The 18,300-nt window shown below is 64.0% G+C and carries 15 protein-coding genes and 1 pseudogene; 7 read left to right on the top strand and 9 right to left on the bottom strand.

Translation table 11 applies throughout. The features are described 5' to 3' along the window. Window positions 1–28: 28 nt before the first annotated feature. The 3 genes from AX724_RS08770 to AX724_RS08760 are packed head-to-tail and all read right to left on the bottom strand — an operon-like array spanning window position 29 to window position 2,716. Window positions 29–808, bottom strand: a complete 780-nt coding sequence (locus tag AX724_RS08770; protein WP_156448031.1) for a DUF1275 family protein — start codon at window positions 806–808, stop codon at window positions 29–31. Further along, the gene (locus AX724_RS08765) at window positions 723–2,384 is read right to left on the bottom strand and encodes a SulP family inorganic anion transporter (protein WP_066765457.1); all 1,662 of its coding nucleotides are present in this window, start codon (window positions 2,382–2,384) and stop codon (window positions 723–725) included. The genes AX724_RS08770 and AX724_RS08765 overlap by 86 nt, the downstream gene beginning before the upstream one ends. Next, the gene (locus tag AX724_RS08760) at window positions 2,381–2,716 is read right to left on the bottom strand and encodes a helix-turn-helix domain-containing protein (protein ID WP_066765455.1); all 336 of its coding nucleotides are present in this window, start codon (window positions 2,714–2,716) and stop codon (window positions 2,381–2,383) included. Before AX724_RS08760 ends, AX724_RS08765 begins: the two co-directional genes overlap by 4 nt. A gap of 72 nt (window positions 2,717–2,788) precedes the next feature. Between AX724_RS08760 and AX724_RS08755 the strand changes: the two genes are divergently transcribed. The 4 genes from AX724_RS08755 to AX724_RS08740 all read left to right on the top strand — a co-directional run bounded on the left by AX724_RS08755 (window position 2,789) and on the right by AX724_RS08740 (window position 5,810). Next, a complete protein-coding gene (locus AX724_RS08755; RefSeq protein ID WP_197421523.1) occupies window positions 2,789–3,070 on the top strand; it encodes a hypothetical protein in 282 nt (93 codons plus the stop codon). Window positions 3,071–3,267: 197 nt separating this feature from the next. Beyond that, complete coding sequence (locus AX724_RS08750) at window positions 3,268–4,866, top strand: phosphoenolpyruvate carboxykinase (RefSeq protein WP_066765451.1); 1,599 nt, start codon at window positions 3,268–3,270, stop codon at window positions 4,864–4,866. Next, window positions 4,859–5,317 carry a DUF983 domain-containing protein gene (locus AX724_RS08745; RefSeq protein ID WP_331711435.1) on the top strand — a complete coding sequence of 153 codons (459 nt, stop codon included), beginning with the start codon at window positions 4,859–4,861 and terminating at the stop codon, window positions 5,315–5,317. The genes AX724_RS08750 and AX724_RS08745 overlap by 8 nt, the downstream gene beginning before the upstream one ends. A 19-nt stretch (window positions 5,318–5,336) precedes the next feature. Next, window positions 5,337–5,810: a GNAT family acetyltransferase gene (locus AX724_RS08740; RefSeq protein ID WP_082733461.1), complete on the top strand. Its 474-nt coding sequence runs from the start codon at window positions 5,337–5,339 to the stop codon at window positions 5,808–5,810. Between the two features lie 263 nt (window positions 5,811–6,073). Here the strand turns inward: AX724_RS08740 and AX724_RS08730 are convergent, their stop codons facing one another. From AX724_RS08730 to AX724_RS08715, 4 genes and pseudogenes are all read right to left on the bottom strand, one after another. Further along, window positions 6,074–6,469: a hypothetical protein gene (locus AX724_RS08730; RefSeq protein ID WP_066765447.1), complete on the bottom strand. Its 396-nt coding sequence runs from the start codon at window positions 6,467–6,469 to the stop codon at window positions 6,074–6,076. Between the two features lie 125 nt (window positions 6,470–6,594). Then, window positions 6,595–10,896: a strawberry notch family protein gene (locus AX724_RS08725; RefSeq protein ID WP_066765444.1), complete on the bottom strand. Its 4,302-nt coding sequence runs from the start codon at window positions 10,894–10,896 to the stop codon at window positions 6,595–6,597. 139 nt (window positions 10,897–11,035) lie between these two features. Then, a pseudogene (locus tag AX724_RS24920) lies at window positions 11,036–13,047 on the bottom strand (ParB/RepB/Spo0J family partition protein). Window positions 13,048–13,079: 32 nt separating this feature from the next. Next, the gene (locus AX724_RS08715) at window positions 13,080–14,006 is read right to left on the bottom strand and encodes a DUF7146 domain-containing protein (RefSeq protein ID WP_066765442.1); all 927 of its coding nucleotides are present in this window, start codon (window positions 14,004–14,006) and stop codon (window positions 13,080–13,082) included. Between the two features lie 227 nt (window positions 14,007–14,233). Here AX724_RS08715 and chrA point away from each other — a divergent pair, with 227 nt between their 5' ends. From chrA to AX724_RS08700, 3 genes are read left to right on the top strand one after another with little or no spacing between them, the layout of a single operon-like run. Beyond that, on the top strand, window positions 14,234–15,565 hold the full coding sequence (gene chrA / locus AX724_RS08710; protein ID WP_156448030.1) for a chromate efflux transporter: 1,332 nt from the start codon (window positions 14,234–14,236) through the stop codon (window positions 15,563–15,565). A 13-nt stretch (window positions 15,566–15,578) separates the two neighbouring features. Then, complete coding sequence (locus tag AX724_RS08705; RefSeq protein WP_082733459.1) at window positions 15,579–16,313, top strand: superoxide dismutase; 735 nt, start codon at window positions 15,579–15,581, stop codon at window positions 16,311–16,313. Window positions 16,314–16,319: 6 nt separating this feature from the next. Next, on the top strand, window positions 16,320–16,769 hold the full coding sequence (locus AX724_RS08700) for a chromate resistance protein ChrB domain-containing protein (RefSeq protein ID WP_066765438.1): 450 nt from the start codon (window positions 16,320–16,322) through the stop codon (window positions 16,767–16,769). Between the two features lie 2 nt (window positions 16,770–16,771). Here AX724_RS08700 and AX724_RS08695 read toward each other — a convergent pair whose 3' ends face one another. Both AX724_RS08695 and AX724_RS08690 read right to left on the bottom strand, forming a co-directional pair. Next, a complete protein-coding gene (locus AX724_RS08695; RefSeq protein WP_066765436.1) occupies window positions 16,772–17,677 on the bottom strand; it encodes a DUF4238 domain-containing protein in 906 nt (301 codons plus the stop codon). Continuing rightward, window positions 17,674–18,213, bottom strand: a complete 540-nt coding sequence (locus tag AX724_RS08690; protein ID WP_066765435.1) for a hypothetical protein — start codon at window positions 18,211–18,213, stop codon at window positions 17,674–17,676. Before AX724_RS08690 ends, AX724_RS08695 begins: the two co-directional genes overlap by 4 nt. Window positions 18,214–18,300: the final 87 nt, after the last annotated feature.

The following is an 18,300-nucleotide window of genomic DNA, read 5'->3' as shown; positions in this document are numbered from 1 at the left end:
TCGTTCACTTGGCTCTCCAGACTGTGAGTTACGCTCTGCGACTGCCTGCGCGATCCGCGGCAAGGGCAATCGGGATAAGAATTGCGGCGATGACCGTCCCCAGGCCGAGGCTGGCGCTCGCAAGGACAAAGTGGCCAAGCGCAGCTACAACGGCACCGCCCAGGAATGCGAAGCCGAACAACAGCGGCGCGACCATATTCGCCGCTTTACGCCCCAGGCACAGATCAGCCAGTCCTTCACCAAGCCGGACCAGTTGGTGCGTCGCCGACATGGCTTGGGCGACAAGGTCATCGGAACCATCGAGCGTGCAGTGCGCCATGCCGATGGCGGCGGAAAGCAGGAAGCCCGGCCAAAGGACAACATCCGATAGGTTGAGATAAAAGGCGGTGGCAAGCAGGCAAGCCACGATTACGACAACGGCAGTCCGGGGGTTCCGGCCGCTGCGGTGAACGATGCGCGTTCCCGCCATAGCGCCGGACACCACGCCAATGACCAGCAGGCCAATCTGGGCGGCCCTGCCCCAACCATTTGCCAGGTTCACCGCGAACATCGTGGCAAAGGTTTCGGGCGAAGCGACGAAAATCCCGCCGAGAAGGATAAATCCGGTCGCGTCAATAAATCCCGCCAGAAAAGCCAGACCGAGAGCGAGCCTGAACATGCGGCGATCCGCGACCCGACCCACTTGGAGGCGTAAATGCCTCGATTTTGGCGATCCGGCCATGTCAGGCTTCTCCAACGACCTTTGCCGCGGCGGCAATCGCTTTGGCGTAGTTCGGCGCATAAGTAAGCTTGCCCGAAGATCGGCCAAGGCGCGCACGCTTGAGCATGCTGAACGGCTGCGGCCTGATACCCGACAGGATAACCCGAGCGCCCGCGATGCGGGCCTGCTCTACGAACTTTTCGAGCGCCTGCACCCCGCTGGTATCGAGTAGCGGTACGAGACGCATGCGCAGAATGATCGCCTTGGGCGGCTCGCCGACGCGGCGCAGCGTGTCGAGCAGTTCTCCGGCCACACCGAAGAAGAACGGCCCGTTGATTCGGAAGACCTCGACGCCGGGCGGCAAGGCATCGCGCTGGTGCATGTCCTCGGCATCAAGCTCGGGATCATTCGTCACGCCGGCATCGACCTCCACCGCCTCGGCCATGCGCGCCATGAACAACAAGGAGGCAAGCGTGACCCCAACCCCGATCGCAACCGTCAAATCGACCAACACCGTCAGGCCGAAGGTCAACAGCAATACGGCCCGATCGCTTCCCGGCATGCGCAACAGGGCAAGGAAGCGTTCATACTCGCTCATGCCCCAGGCGACCATAAACAGGATCGCGGCGAGCGCCGCCATCGGCACAAAGGCCATGAGATCGGTGGCGAAGAAAACGAAGATCAACAGGAAAGCGGCATGCATCATGCCCGCGATCGGTGTCCGCGCGCCGGACCGGATATTGGTCGCAGTGCGAGCAATGGCGCCGGTCGCGGGCAGGCCGCCGAACAGCGCGGATGCGACATTGGCGATGCCTTGCCCGATCAGTTCCTGATTGGACCGGTGACGTGTTCCCGCCATGCCATCGGCCACGACCGCCGAGAGCAGCGCCTCGATCCCTGCGAGAAAGGCTATGGTGAAGGCCGAGGGCAGAACCTCATTCACCTTGGCGAGGGAAAATGCTGGAAGCGACGGCATCGGCAGTCCGGCGGGCAGATGCGGGAAGCGCGAGCCGATCGTATCGACCGGCAGCTTCAAGAGCGCCACGACGACGGAACTCAAGACGACCGCGATGAGGAAACCAGGCAATTTCGGCGCGTAACGGCGAAGCCCGACAATGATAGCTAGCGCCCCCGTCCCGACAGCACCCGTCGTCCCCTGGATGGTCGAAATGGCGCCGAAATAGGCCTGCCATTTGGGGAGGAAATCCGCAGGCACCGAATTGATCGCCAGCCCGAGAAAGTCCTTCACCTGGCTCGAGGCGATGATCACCGCGATCCCGGCGGTAAAGCCGGTGACCACCGGATGCGGGATATATTTGATCATCTGCCCGAGGCGGGCGGCCCCGGCCACGATCAGGATTGCACCGGCAAGCAATGTTGCGATCAGCAACCCGTCATAGCCATGCTGGGCAATGACGTTGAAGACGACGACGACGAAGGCGCCCGTGGGCCCGCCCACTTGCACCCGCGATCCGCCAAGCGCCGAGATCAGGAAACCGGCGACAACGGCGGTCACCAGCCCCTTGTCGGGCGATGCGCCGCTCGCAATGCCAAGCGCCATGGCGAGCGGCAGGGCAACGATGGCGACAGTCAGTCCGGCAATGGCGTCGGCGCGGAACGTCGTCGCCGAATAGCCTTCGCGCAGTGCCGTGATGAGCTTGGGCGTATAGGACGTCGTCGTCACCGCTCGGCGTCCTCGGAGGCTGCCTGCTCGATGGGAGCCTTGTCGTAGAGCATCGACGGCACAGGTTTGCGCGATCGGCTGCTGGCAGTTTCACGCAGCCGCACGCCGCGTCCCACGCCGGTGCTCGGCGCATTTTCGCCAAGCAGTTCGATGCCAGCGCTCTCGAACGCGGTGATCACCTTGACCAGCGTGTCGACCACGCCGCGCACCTGCCCATCGGAGGATTCCATCCGCTGGATCGTGGGCAGCGACAGCCCCGCCAGTTCGGCCAGCTGGCGCTGGTCCAGCCCAAGAAGGGCACGCGCGGCCCGCATCTGCTGCGAAGTGATCATGCGAACTCCATGATGTTTAATACATCAAATAGCAGTCTTATCAAATCAGAAGGCTATTTGTATATATGACTTATGCCATCCGCTGAATCAGGTACTGTGGGGAGCGATCCCGCTGTCGGCGAAGCGCATTCGCGCTTGCCCGTCAGCAGGGTGACGGCCCAATTGAGCCCGATTTCGCAGGCTCTGCAGAACTTCCGGGTCGTGCTGACACTCCACGAGGCCGATGGTTCGCTTTACGAAGCCGCACTTACCCCGATTGAAGCTTCGATCCTGGTTTCTGAAATTGCCAACGCCCTGGCGGAAGGCGACCGGCAGATCGTCGCTTCGACCAGAGGTTCAGGCGATGAGCGATGACGATCGCAACACGAACGAGCGGCAGCGATATCGGCCGCGCCGAAAACGCCGAGACGAGACGGCTCCATCCCCGGCGCCCATGCTCGCACCCGAGAAGCCGCACCGCCGCAAGCTTTCGCTCAGGTTCGGGTCGTCCCCGGACGATCGTGAAAGCTGATCTGTTTCAATTCAAATTCCGACGTTGAGAGGACAATGCCATGATGCTCACCCCGAGCTTTCCCGAAATCGCTGTCAAATCGGGCGGTGCCCTGCATCGCAACCTCAACACGCCCCAACTCGTCGAAATAGCACTGCGCCGCAGTGAAGGCCGCATGTCCGAGCATGGCGCTCTGGTAGTCGAGACAGGCAAGCACACGGGCCGCTCCGCCCAGGACAAGTTCATCGTCAGGGACGCCGAGACCGAAACGGCGGTCTGGTGGGGCGCGACCAACAAACCGATGAGCGGCGAAGCCTTCGCCAACCTGCGCGAGGATTTCTTCAAGCATCTCGCCTCGCTCGACACGGTGTTCGTGCAGGATCTGTTTGGCGGCTCGCAGGCGGAATATCGCGTCGGGGTGCGGGTGGTCACCGAACTCGCCTGGCACTCCGCTTTCGTGCGCACCATGCTCGTTCGTCCCAGCACCGACGAGCTGGCGGCCTTCGGCGCTGACTATATGATCATCGACCTGCCAAGCTTCCGCGCCGATCCCGAGCGTCACGGCTGCCGTTCGGAGACGGTCGTCGCAGTCGATTTCACGCAGCGCCTGATCCTGATCGGCGGCACCGGCTATGCCGGCGAGATGAAGAAGGCCGTTTTTTCGGTTCTCAATTACGTCCTGCCCGAAAAAGGCGTCATGCCGATGCACTGCTCGGCCAACATAGGCCCTGACGGCGATACCGCGATCTTCTTCGGGCTTTCGGGAACCGGCAAGACCACGCTCTCGGCCGATGCCTCGCGCACGCTGATCGGTGACGACGAACATGGCTGGTCGGATACCGCCGTCTTCAATTTCGAAGGCGGTTGTTATGCCAAGATGATCCGACTCTCGGCCGAGGCCGAGCCGGAAATCCATGCCACCACGCAGCGCTTCGGGACAATACTCGAAAATGTCGTGATGGATCCGGAAACCCGCGCGCTCGATCTCGACGACGCCTCGCTCGCCGAGAATAGCCGCGGCGCCTATCCGATCCACTTCATCCCCAACGCTTCGGGCGAAAACATGGGGCCGGTCCCCAAGAACATCATCATGCTGACAGCCGACGCCTTCGGCGTGCTACCCCCGATCGCCAGGCTCACACCCGAACAGGCGATGTATCACTTCCTATCGGGCTACACGGCGCGCGTGGCCGGTACGGAGATTGGCGTGACCGAGCCCGAGGCGACCTTCTCGACCTGCTTCGGCGCACCCTTCATGCCGCGTCACCCCAGCGTCTACGGCAATCTGCTGCGTGAGCGCATCGCGAGCGGCGGAGTCGATTGCTGGCTGGTCAATACTGGCTGGACTGGCGGTCAGTATGGCACGGGCTCACGCATGCCGATCAAGGTGACGCGGGCATTGCTGAACGCCGCCTTGTCCGGAACGCTCAAGAAATCCGACTTCCGCACCGATCCGAATTTCGGCTTTGAAGTCCCCGTCGCGGTGAACGGCGTCGACAGGGGGATACTCGATCCTCGCTCCACCTGGGTCGACCGCGATGCATATGACCTGACCGCGCGTTCCCTCGCCGACCGCTTCCGGCGCAATTTCATGCAGTTTGCCGCGCATGTCGATGATGCCATCCGGGCCGCAGCCCCGCCCGGCATGCTCGATGCCTGATTTCATGGTGACGCCCTTCGACCGGATACCGGTCAGTCCCGATCCGATACCCGCGCATGAGGCTGGCGACCTGACGGGGAGCCCTGTGCTCCCCGCCTCAGGTTGGAAGGCCATGTTGCGCGGCCTGTGCGGTCGATGCCCGCGGTGCAACGAAGCGAAACTGTTTCTCCGCTTCCTCAAACCCATCCAGTCCTGCCCGCATTGCGGACAGGACTGGATGCATCACCAGGCGGACGATTTTCCTGCCTATGTCTCGATCTTCCTGACCGGCCATTTGATGGCGCCGCTGATCATCGCTTTGCTTCGGGATGCGCAACTGTCCGTGCCCGCACTGATGATGATCATTCTGCCGTTGGCGATGATCCTGATGATCGGGTTGCTCCAGGCGCGATCATCGCCCTACAGTGGTGGTTCGGCATGCACGGGTTCCGCAAAGAACGGCCCGACATGACGCAGAGTGAGGCGGATACGTGATCGAATTTCGTCCGCTTGTCTCGTCCGACATCGGTGAGGCTGTGAAGCTTTGGGAGGCGTGCGAGCTAACCCGGCCATGGAACGATCCGGTCGCGGATGCCGAGCGTGCGCTCGGTGGACCGTGTTCGACCATCATCGGAGCTTTCGCGGCCGGGCATCTGATCGGAACCGCCATGACCGGATGGGATGGCCATCGCGGGTGGATCTACTACCTCGGGGTCGACAAGGATTTCCGGCGCTGGGGCATCGGGCGCAAGCTGATCCTGCATTGCGAGGAATGGCTCGGGCAGTTCGGTGCGCCCAAGATCCAGCTGATGGTGCGGAGCGAGAACGACGCCGCTGCACGCTTCTACGAGGCCATCGGCTACGAAGAGGACAGCTTTCGCCTATTCTACCGCAGACTTGGCCGATCACGGTCGCAAAGCATCCGACCGGCGGTGATACGGGGCACCAAATCGGGTAAGTCCTGACCTGTCCCAAGCCCCGCCGTCGCACCTCCAGAGAACGCCCCACAGGTCATTGCCATGCTTTCATCCAGTTCTCCTCGGCTCACGCCGCGCAACAGCGAATTCTATCTGCAGCGCCTCAAGGAATGCCTGGCAGAAGCCGAGGAAACCTCCCTGCCCCAGGTACGGGAACGCTGTTTGCGCGCCGCAGCGGCCTGGCAGGAAATGTACGAGAAAGCTTCGACGTTCGACAGACGCTGAGCTTGATTGCCATGCCGCCACACCGCTCAGTAGGCGGCCGGAATCGGAAAGGCCTTGCGCAGCATGATCCGGGTAGACAGCAGTGCCGTCTCGAACGTGCGGCCCATGGCACCGGTGTTCCCGAAGGAGTCCCGGCTCTGCTTCGTGCCTGTGAGGAGATCGAGCAGCAGATCCTCGTCCTGGGAAGCGCCCCCGCCGCGGCCCACGCGCATTGGGCGGCGCAAGACGACCTCATAGAGGTGCATCAGGCTATCGAGCACCGGCGCCATGATGTCGAAACCTTCGAACGCGAGCTCGCTGAACAAGTGAGGCTGGACTGCGAGCCCCGTATCGCGGGCCTCGCGCCAGCGCCGGGCGGAGGACAGAATGAGACCCAGAACGGAGATCGCGCCATGTTCAATGGGCGCTGATAGAGTGGTCATCGGGCGCTCTCCGGGCGACTCATCCACTATTGCGAATGGCTCGCAATTATTGCCAAGTGGCCCGGAGGAAGGCAAGCGATTTGAGCTGGACAGCGACGTATCAGCGGCAGCGGGTTCCGCAAGCCTCACGCTCGCCCCTCCACCAAAGCTGACGATATGGCCGCGAGAACAATTTCAGCCCGGTCCATCGGCACAAACGTTCGCGTCGAATAGGCGATGACCTCGGTAAAGCAGCCCCGCGCCTTCAGCCATTCGCGGTCCAGCGGGTTCTGCCCGCGCAGTTCAAGGCGGCGACTGTTGTTAACGAAGACCGACACCAGGCGCACGCCCTCCAGGCCCGGCACGGACACGCCCTCGTCGTTACGCGCCGCCACGATCAGTTCGGACGGGGTCAAGCGGACAGAAGCGGCGAGCCCGAACTCGGCTTCGAGGTTTTCGACGGCGGCGGGCATGACGATACGGCCGAGCAGAGCCTCCCCCGACGCATCGCCGATCCGCCAGACCCGCACATCGTCAGCGGGGAGTTTGTGCCACACGGGCAGCAGCAGGCCGGTCGCCACGCTGATCGTTTCGACGTCGAGCCTCGCGGAAGCTTCGGCCACTTCGGTTTCCCAAGCTTTGCGAAAATCCTCGCGCTCGATCGGCTTCCAATGGCTGGTCCAGAGCGTGCCCATCGACATGCGGTCGGTGCCGGTCGGACGGACGAGCTGGCACATCGGCACCGGCTTGCCCTCATCATCGGTGACCGACCAGGACGGCACACGCAGTGCCACCCGGCCCGAACGGCCATTGCGCAGGAAGGCGATGTCGTCGGTGCCCTCCCAGATATGCACCAACCGGTTCCACGAGGTCGTCCAGGGGCGCATATGCAGTTCGAGGCGAAGCAGCCGGGTCTCGGCGCCTGTCAGGGGATCGGTGCGCAAGACCTGGTCGGACAGCGGCACGATCCGCTCGGCCCGGATGGTCTCGACGCCGAGATCGAGCGTGCCCGCCTCGCGCGCGGCATCGACGCGGGCCTGGATCAGGCCGATATATTCCTCGAAGATCGCATTTTGCGTCGCGATCCGAAGCGCCAGGATACGATTGAGCCAGCGCTGGATTGGCGGCAGCCGCTCGAGCAGGCCGCCGCCCTGATCCTCGACCAGCTTTAGCCCTGTCATCGCCTGGAAATAATCGAGGTTCGTGCTGGATAGCTTGCCGGCGTGGAGCAGGTGATACCACTGCGTCAGCGCCTCGCGGGCATAGTCGCTTTCCAGATTGTCGGCGGGGTCAAACAGGTTTTGCCCGCCAGTCTGGCGTTGACCGCGGGTCAGGGCGCCGAGGCTGTCGAGCCGCCGCGCGATGGTGCTGATGAAGCGGCGCTCTCCCTTGCAGTCGGTGGTGACCGGGCGGAACACTGGCGGGCTCGCCTGATTGGTACGATGGGTGCGGCCCAGCCCCTGGATCGCGGTTGCCGCCTTCCAGCCCGGTTCGAGCAGGAAGTGGATGCGACGGCGGTCGGCGCTGCCGCAGTTCAGATCCGCATGGTAGGAACGCCCGGTCCCGCCCGCATCGGAGAAGGCGAGAATCGTCTTGCGCCCCGCCATGAAATCGTCGCTGTCGGCCTTGCGGGCACCCACGCTGCGGGATTCGAGCTTCTGGTTGCCGCGTGGATCGAGCACGAGGCGCTTGGTCCGCCCGGTGACTTCGGCGACCGCATCGCTGCCGAAATGCGCAATCAGCGCGTCGAGCGCGGCGGGGATCGGCGGCATGCCGCAGAGCTGTTCGACGAGGGCATCGCGCGCGGCGAGCGCCTCCTGGCAATGAACCGGCTTACCGTCATCGCCCATCATCATTTCCGAGCGCATCGTCCCGTCGCTCGCCCGAAAGGCACGCATCTGCCGCGTGGGAAAGGCGTTCTTGAGGTAATCGATGAGTCCGTCGAGAGGCGAGGTGTCCACGAGCAGTTGCGCCCGCTCCTGAGGGGAAAGAGCGGCAAGCCTGCGACCGAGGACCGCTTCGCCAGTACTGACCAGTTGCACGACTGCCGCGTGGCCCGCCGCCAGTTCCGCTTCGATCGCGCGGATCAGGCTCGGCATCTTCATCGATAGAAGGACGCCTGAATAGAAGCGCTGTTTCGAGCTCTCGAACCGAGACAGCGCCGATCCTTTCGCCTGCGCGTTGAGCGTCTCGCCCGACATGCGATCGACGATGTTCGCCGCTTTCAGCGCCTCCTCGAGCCGCCCGTGTATAATGCTCCACGCATCGCTATAGGTGTCATAGATGGTGATCTGGTCCGGGGTCAGCCGATGTTCGAGCGCCTCATATTCAACGCCGGCGAAGCTCAGGGCCCGGGCGGTGTAAAGTCCCATGGCCTTGAGATCGCGGGCGACGATTTCCATCGCGGCGATACCGCCATTGTCCATCGCCGCCATGAACGCCGCGCGGTCGCGGAACGCCGTGCCCGGTCCCCATAGCCCCAGGCGCGCGGCATAACAGAGGTTGGCAGGATCGGTGGCGCCCGTCGCCGAGACATAGAGCACCCGCGCTCGTGGCAGGGCATGTTGCAGACGCACGCCTGCCAGGCCCTGTTCGGAACCCCTGGCTGCGCCGAATTCGGTCTCGGTGCCGGCGGCGTTGGCGAGCGCATGGGCCTCGTCGAACACCAGCATGCCATCGAAATCCTCACCCAGCCAGGCGCGGATCTGCTGGAGCCGCGAGGCCTCGTCGTGCCGAGACGAGCGCAGCGTCGCATAGGTCAGGAACAGGATGCCGCTGTCCATGCTGATGGGGCTGCCCAGCGGGAAAGCGTCGAGCGGTTGGATGTCGATGGGAAGGCCGCCGAGTGCCGCCCAGTCGCGCCGCGCGTCCTCGACGAGGCCAGAGGCGACCGAGATCCACACCGCCTTGCGGCGGCCCCGGTTCCACTGGTCGAGGATGCAGGCGGCGACCTCGCGCCCCTTGCCGACGCCGGTGCCGTCGCCGATGAAATAGCCGGTGCGGTAGACATGACCGCCCGGCGTCTCACCCAGTTGGTCGCCAGCATCGTTGGGGAGGAAGGTTCCGGGAAGATCGCGCTCGAAGGCCTCGCCAGCATGGATCACTGTTTCGAGCTGGGCATCGGATAGGGCCGCAATTGCGCGCTGCTGCAACAAGGGGTGATAGCTCGGCGCCGGCGGCAAGACCGAGGCCATCGCGACCGATTCAACCAGTTGGTCGGGATGGGGCTTGGCGCCGGAAATTTCGATACGTGAAAGCCGCCAGGGGACATAGATGCCGACGGGATCGCCTGCGGGCAGCGGCATGTCGCGGACGCTATAGTCGAGCGGACACGGCACATCGTCGACGCGCGGTTCGCGCTTGGGCGTAACCAGGCGCGAACCTGCCAGACCCGCGAACAGTGCCGATGGCGAGGGCTTGGGAGCAAGCCGCACATGCGGCTGCGCCATAGCAGGCGCGGGCGGCGGCGATTGTGAGGGATCGAGGCGATCCGGCAGGCCGAGCACAATCGGCAATGCCGCCTCGATGCTGTCGACCGTATGGCGCGCCGTCTGGCCCGCCCAGCCCTTGTCGTAGACGATCAGCCGCACCGCAATGCTGGTGCCGTGCTTGGCGTAGGGATTGCCGAGGATGGTGATTTCGGCGCGCGGCGGCACCACCTCGGCAACCGCCGTGTATCCGGTCGCCGCACTGCCGTCGGAGGCGAAGCCCGGCGACATGATCGCGACGCAGCGGCCGCCATGGGCGAGCCGGAGCAGCGCCGAGCGCAGATGGCGCGCACCGGCATGACGATCCCGGCCCCGCCCCTCGCTGCGGCTGAAGGGCGGGTTGATCAGGACCACGCTCGGGGCGACGCCAGTTGCCAGCTTGTCGTGGATGAACTCGGCGTCATGAGTGGTGACGTCATGACGCAGTGCGAGTGCGAGCAGCGCGGCACGCTGATTGTCGCGTTCGTTGAGCAGCAGGCGCGCTCCCGCCCTCGCGGCATGGGCTGCCAGCATCCCGGTCCCGGCCGAGGGTTCAAGGATGCTATCAGATGCTGCGATCATGGCGGCCCGCGCAGCAAGCCAGGCGAGCGCCAGCGGCGTGCTGAACTGCTGGAGATCGACCTGCCGTTCGGAGCGGTAGGTCTGGGTCGGTAGGCTATTCTGGAAGGCGACCAGCCCCGCGAAGGTGGTCTGTGGATGCTCGCCCTGCCAGTCGGCGCGGCCGAGCAGCAACACCTGCGCCGTCTCCAGCGCGTCATAGGCGTCGCGCAACGACCAGGCCCCATTGGCATCGGACGCGCCGAATGTCTCCGTCATCAGCCGAGTGAGAAACTGGCGGGTAATGGTGTTGGAACGGACGAGCGCCTCCGCGACGATCGTGGCCACCGAAAACAGCTTTTCGGCCTTGGTGGCGCCAGCGTCGAAGAGCGGCTCGGCGAGTTTGAGAAGCGGCATGTTCATAGCAGGTGATCCTCGCGAAATCGGGCGGCCTTCCGCCCCGTCGCCAATCGCCCTCCCCCTTGCTCCCCGTTGGGCGAGCACAAGGAAACGGGGCCACGGCAGGCGCGCCGCGGCCCCGTCGGGAGGATTGGCTTGTCGGTCAGGCTGCGGCGGCGAGCGATCCTGTGCCGTTATCATCCAAAGGTTCGGCCACCGGATCGGCATCAAGATCGACGACGATGTCGGACTCGTCCGCCGCCTCGCCGTCCGGCTCGATCATCGGGCTCGCGGCGTCATCGAGCGGTACGAACCGCATGGCATCGGGCAGCCAGCTCAGCGCCCGTTCCTTGGTCTCGGCCTCGACGAGGATGTCGCCCGCGAAGAGCTTCTCCGCCGACGCGGCGAGATCGTGCTTCTTCGACGCGCCGTAGCGGTGCCGCAGTTCGACGCCGCCGACCGTCTCGAACAGGTCGAGAATCGCGGGCTTGGTGATCCGGTCGAAGTAGTTCTTCGCGCTCGGCCGCCACCAGACCGCAACATCGATCGCAAGCTTGTCGCCCAGATGATCGATGAAGGCGCTGCCCGTCTTGCCGGCAGGCACGGCATCGAAGGTTCTTGCGACCGCCCAGCCCAGCCAGGCGGCGCGCGCTTCGTCGGACAGCGCACAGAACGCATCGTAACGGTCTCGCACATCGTCGTGGTCGATCCAGCTGCGGTCGAGCCCGCCGTCGAGCTTGGCCCATTCCTCCGCCGCCAGCGTGCCGCTCTCGAAATTGGCGACACGCGGACTGGGCGAACGGGCGCGGAGGTCACTGGCGAGATCCATGCTGCCATAATGCCGGGTCGCCGCGTCCGCCATGATGAAGGTCCCGACATCGAGCGCAAAACGCGGATCGCTGGCGACATGGACCGCGAGGAGCTCGGTCTTCATCATCGCCAGTTCGTCGGCCAGACGCTGACTGACGACGGGCTTGGCCGGACCATCGGTCTCGTCGGTCTGGTCGAACCCATTGTCGCCATCCTCACCATCGCCGTCTTCATCATTGTCGTCAGGCGTCTCGACCGGTGCGACATAGAGCTGCTCGTGGATGCGGGGCTGGCCGTCACGGCCGATCACGAGATAGGCAAGCGCGGAGGCCTTCTGTTCGTCGGTAAGCACGGGCGTGCGCGACTGGATCGCATCGTATTCGGCCTCGAGCGCCTGGACCCGGGCTTCGTCGTCTTCGGTGTAGCCCTCGCCGGTCTCTTCGATCGCTTCGAGCTCGTCCTGGATGGCGGAAGATCGCCCTGCACCTGCCGCAGGCCATAGGTCTCGGTGTAGGGGATGTGGGACGCAACAACCGTGCGGATCTGGGCATAGCCCTCGCGCTCGCGGATCGCTTCGGCGGCGGCGGCGAGCTGTTCCTCGGCGAGGTGATCGAGAATGTCGCCGTCGATCCACATCTCACTGGCATCGTCGGAGAACAGATCGGCATCGATCCGGCCGCCGGCGGCGACATAGGCGTCACGCCCGACCAACAGTGCCTTCGGGTCGCTGCCGCGATAACCTCCGGAAGCGAGCTGGCGACGGATCTCGCCGACGTTCGCGCGATAGTAGCCCTGACCGAGCTGCTCGAACACCGAAGCCTGGCGCGCGGTGTCGGATGTGCTGGCATAGGCCATGGCTATGTCGAGCGTGATCGCGCCTTCGCGCAGCGCCTCGAACACCGGTTCGGCGAGATTGGCGAGCCGCAGGCGACCGAGCACGAAGCGCTCGGTGAGCCCGAACCGCTTGGCGATGTCGGCGGGCGTCTTGTTCTCGGTGTCGATGATGTCCTGGAATGCCCGGCAGGCATCAGCCGGATTCATCGCCAATTTGAAAAAATTCTCCGACAGGCTGATCTCAACCGCATCGTTGGCGTCGGCGAGGACCTTGACCGGCAGCTCGTAGTCGGCGGGCAGTTCGCCCTTCTCGATCGCGCGATGGACGGCATCGAGGCGGCGACCGCCGGCGGTGATGCGATACTGCCCCTTCTTGCGCGCGACCGGCAGCCCGATGAGATTCTGGAGCACGCCGTGCGCGACGATGCTTGCTTCGAGCTGGGCATCGGCCTCGGCGTCGCTGGTCTTGCGTACATTGCTCGGCGACTTGGCGAGCTTGCCGGCCGGTACAAGGATGATAGGCTGGGACATGGATATTCTCCGCGCGGACGAGGCCCGACCATTCAGGCCGCTTGCCGCATCCAGTCCCCCACCCCCTTTCCTTCCCCACGCAGGACGTCGTTCCAGTCGTTGAAGCCCCGGGGCGGCCAGAGCACATCGATCGTCCGGCCCGGCATCGCATAGGCGTCCATGGCCTTGGCGGCGCCGATCCGCCCGCCGCGGTCGTCGTCGGGAAGCAGGATCAGGCGGGAGACGGTGTCGGGAATGGCAATATGGGCGAGGCGTTCGTTGCCGAGCGTCGCCCAGACCGGGATGTCGAGCAGGAGGATCGCCGAGAGGGCGGTTTCGATGCCTTCGGCAAGGCCCAACGTCTCGGTTGCCGGCGCGAGCATGACCGCGCCTTGACCGGGACGCCCCAGCATTCGCCGGGGGTTGGCGAGGTCGCGCGCGCGGCGCGGTTGATGCGGATCCAGGAATGTCCGCTGGAGCGCGACAAGGTGCTGTCGTTCATGCAGCGCCGCGATCATTGCTGGCCGGAACACAGCTAGTTTGCCTCGGCCCAGAGGTGCGCGCGAATGATAGCGCAAGGTCGGAGGCAATAGAGCAATGGCGCGTCGCTGCAAGTAGTGTTCGGCAGGTGTTCCAACCAGCGAGCGCGCGTCGTCCCAAAGATCTACTGCCCGTTGCCGCAACCATGCGGGGCTGAGCGTAGCGTTGAGCGAACGTGCTTCTGACGGACCGCTCAGAGCGGTGTTGTGATCAAGCCGATGGATCGCGCGGATCACGTCGATCGTCTCGCAGCCCGCAAAACATTTGAAGAGCAATGCCTTCTCGCCCACGCGAACTGAGAGGCTGGGCGTATGATCGTCATGCGCGGGACAGTGGCACATCGCGCCGTTTGGCGACCACAAGCCGCCGAGGCGTTTGACCAGATCGGATGCCTGGGCTTCGAGATCGATATTGCGATGTAAGCAGGGGGGTGCAGGCATGATGCCTCCTTGGAAACACCACCCAGTGCCACCTCCCCTTCGCGCCGTGGCGATCTGCGTTCCCATTTTCGAGAATGTGCACCGAACTGCTTCGGCAGGCGTTGCGATTTCAGGGACGGCCGTCTAATCTGGCAGCGCCGGGGCAATGCAACCTCCCGGTCAGGCGTCACCGCCCAAGCGTTGCCTTGTTTGTCCGCGCTCGCGCGGATGGAAAGGCATGGGGACGAGTGACTGAATTTTCCGGATCGACTGTTTCGACCAACCGGCCTGATTTCGGCGAGTTGCTCCGCGTGTTCACGCGCATCGGGTTCCTGAGCTTCGGGGGGCCTGCCGGCCAGATCGCGCTCATGCACCGCGAACTGGTGGATGAGCGCCAATGGGTCAGCGAGGACCAATATCTCCATGCCCTGAACTTCTGCCACCTGCTTCCCGGCCCTGAGGCACAGCAGCTTGCCACCTGGATCGGCTGGAAACTGCACGGACTACGCGGTGGGCTCGCCGCCGGGCTGCTATTCGTCGTTCCCGGCGCGCTGGTGATGCTGGCCCTGTCGATGCTCTATGCATTCGCTGCGAACCTTGACTGGTTTGCGGCTCTGTTCCTCGGAATCAAGGCCGCTGTCCTGGCGATCGTCGTGCAGGCGCTTCTGCGCATAGCAGGACGATCGCTCAATACCGGCTTCAAGAAGGCGCTGGCAGTAGTCGCCTTCGCCGCCCTCTTCTTCCTCGACCTGCCTTTTCCGTTGGTCGTCCTTGGAGCGGGAGGGATCGGTATGCTGGTCGCCGCGTCTAGACCCGATTGGCTGGGAATCAAGCTTGGCGGCGCAACACCGGTTTCCGGGCCTCGCCCGTGGGGCCTGACCATGCGGACGATCGCGATCTGGGGCGCCATCTGGGCGGCGCCGATGGCTGTGGTCCTTGTAACGCTTGGGCGCGGCCATGTGCTGTGGGAGATCGGCAGCTTTTTCTCCCAACTCGCTGTCGTCACCTTCGGCGGAGCCTATGCGGTCCTTGCCTACATGGCGCAGCAAGCCGTGCAGAGTTACGGCTGGCTCTCGCCGGGTGAAATGGCCGACGGCCTCGGGCTTGCCGAGACCACCCCAGGACCGCTCATCATGGTGACGCAGTTCGTCGGCTACCTTGCCGCTTTCCGCGCCCCGGAACCGTTCACTCCGCTGGTCGCGGGCCTGCTCGGCGCGGCACTGACCACCTGGGTGACGTTCGCTCCCTGCTTTCTGTGGATTTTCACCTTCGCCCCCTGGATCGAGCGGATGGAGAACGCAAAGCGCCTAAAGGGCGGTCTCGCGGCACTAACCGCCGCCGTCGTCGGGGTTATCGCCAACCTCACGGTCTGGTTCTTCATCCATGTCCTGTTCGCCCGCGTCAGCGAAGTCGAGACCGGCCCCTTTCGGCTCTACGTTCCGGACTGGACGAGCCTCGACTGGCGGGCAGGCCTGCTTGCGGCCTTGTCCGCCGTCCTCCTCTTTCGGTTCAAATGGAATGTCATCAAAGTGCTTGGCATCACCGCCATTGGCGGACTGCTGCTTGGCCGAATCGCCTGAAAGGAAATGCCCGATGAGTGAAGTTTCACGCCGCACGGCGATGGGAAGTCTTGCCGCTGGAGCGGCCGGTCTTGCCATCGCCAATACAGCAGCAGCCAGTGAGGCCCAGACCATGACACCCCCAGCCCCTTCGCCCGCATTCGCCGGCCAGCACCAGCCCAAGGCGCTGCGTTTCGATCCAGCCAAACTCGACGGTCTGTCCGAGCGGCTGATCCGCTCCCATTGGGAGAATAACTATCAGGGCTCGATCCGCGCGCTCAACATGATCGAGGGACGGCTCGCCATCGCCATGGCCGACAATGACTTCCCGGCGGTCGCTTATGGCGGCCTCAAGCGTGAGGAGCTTCATCGCACCGGATCGGTGGTGCTTCATGAACTCTATTTCGACGCGCTGGGCGGCAACGGGCAGGCCGCGGGGAGCATCCGCCAGGCACTGGCCGCGTCGCACGGTTCGCTCGAGGCATGGGAGGCGGAGTTCCGCCGCACCGCGATGGCGCTGGCAGGTGGTTCGGGCTGGTGCATCCTGGCCTGGAACCACCACACGGCGTCGTTGCACAATTACTGGTGTTGGGATCATACCAACGGCCCTGCAACCGGCACCCCGCTGCTTGTGCTCGATATGTATGAGCACGCATTCCACATGGACTACGGTGCCGCTGTCGCGAAATATGTCGATGCAATCATGCGCAACCTCGACTGGGAAGTCATCGATAGCCGCTACCGTGCGATCGTGAGTGCGAAGGGTTAGCCCGCCATGAAATGGGTCACACGTGAACGCCCCAAGATCGACCGGATCGCATGTCCTTGGCTGATTTTGCGCTGCATCGATGCCGAGGCAGAGTTTCTCTATGTTCCTGCCAAGGAGGTTCTTTCTGTCGCGGCCAAGGAGGGAGCGACACCCTACGATATCCCGGACGTCGAGTTCAGCCACGTCGGCGAGCTATGCAGTTTCGATGCATTTCTCGCCAAATATGCGCTCGATAATCCTGCGCTACGGCAACTTGCGGTCATCGTGCGCGGGGCCGATACGTCCCGGCTTGACCTCGCCCCGCAGTCGGCCGGCCTGTTCGCCATCTCGCTCGGGCTGTCAGCCCGCTACTCCGACGATCACGAGATGCTGAGCCACAGTCTTGTCATCTACGATGCGCTCTATGCCTGGTGTCAGTCCTGTCAGGGCGAAACCCACAACTGGCCGCCTACGTGAACCTAGGAGTTTTCGTCGGTTTTCCGCCAGCGAGCTCCATGCGTGGTAAGTTGGTCGAAACTGAATCCGGCCCATTCGAGATCGCCGTCGAGATGGGCATCGTCGGCAATCATGTAGCGGACCGTCAGGCTGTTGCCGTGCTGAACCAGAAATTGCCGGTTGACCATCCGGGCTGCGTCCGCGGGCATGGCCGAGTTGGTGAACCCGGGCGGCCCACCGGCGACGATGAAAGCGCCGCAATGGCGATCGAGCGTCAGCCACCAGGTCCTCAGATTGTTGAAGAAGGCGCCGAAAGCGGCCTGCTGTTCGGGCACCAAAATCAGCAGCGTCGGGCTGGTCGAGGTGCGCAGGGGGATCGGTGACTGGCAGACCATCACGTTGATGGCGGCCGCATCCTCCGGGATGGTCGTGTCCATCGCGCCATCGCGAAAGAGGGCATGTGCGTTGTCGGCGGCTGCGGCGATCCATTCGTGCATCTCGCGCTCCTCTTCGCTCAGATCAGCGTCGAGCGCGCCGGCCTTGAAGCGCGAGGATTCCGCCTCGATGAAGCGCAGTGTCTCGAGATTGCGCCGCTGGAGGTGGCGGGCAAAGCCGTAAATCGGGATCTTGTCCGTCTCGTCGAGGCGCGCGCAGGCGCCGTCGGTGATCTTCTGCCAGGTCGGGCTGTTGGAGAAGGGCGTCTCGATCACCCGATTGATCGGACCTTCGATCGAGCCGGCTACGCCCTCCGCGACGAAATCGTGCATCGACTCCTCGTAGCCGATACGGTCGATGGACTTGCGATCGGTGGCGAGAATATCCCCGTGCCGTTCGAGGATGCGGACCTTGTTCGGATCGTCCGGGCACGCAAAGCGCCGCAGGTAGAATTGCGGGACATAGTGATGCCTCTTGGGGTGGCCTTCGCTCATTCCGCCGCCGCCTCGCGGGACGCCGGCGCCTCGGCCGAACGCGTCTTGTCATCAATGTCGAAGCCGTCGATCGACAGGCCGACGATCATGTTGATGAACGCCTTGGCCTCCGCGATGATCGCCTCGGCCTCCTTAGTGTTGCTGAACGAGCCCTGGTGGACGACGGCGTTGCGGACCGCGTTGATCGTCGCGGCCGATTTGATGAGGGCCTTGGCGGTCGGGCTCGTCTTGGGCGTTGCGAAATAGACCGGCACGAACAGGCGCTCGACCTTCAACGGCAGGCCGTTGGCCCAACGGAGGAACTGGTCGACGGTCGCGGCGTCGAACTGTGTCTTTTGCGACCATTCGGTCCGCACCGCGTAATTCGCGGCGATTTCGGCCGCGGTGGCGCAGCGCACGATCGCGGCCGAAGGTTCGTCGCGGGTGTGAAGTCCGGAAAGCTTGGTCCATTGGGATTGGAGCTTTTCGAGATCAGTGCGCTCGTTATACGGCTTCTTCGACGTCTTGCGATGCGCATCGCTTTTCGACTTGCTCATGCGCCCCCCGTTCAACTTGTTCCGCTCTTGAACGCCCTACAGTATTTCAGCGGCAGCGGCGAGGCGATGGCATGGCGCTTGAGGAGA

The sequence above is a fragment of the Sphingobium sp. CCH11-B1 genome (genome assembly GCF_001556865.1).
Classification (GTDB): domain Bacteria; phylum Pseudomonadota; class Alphaproteobacteria; order Sphingomonadales; family Sphingomonadaceae; genus Sphingobium.
This window is presented reverse-complemented; position numbering and strand designations above follow the sequence as displayed.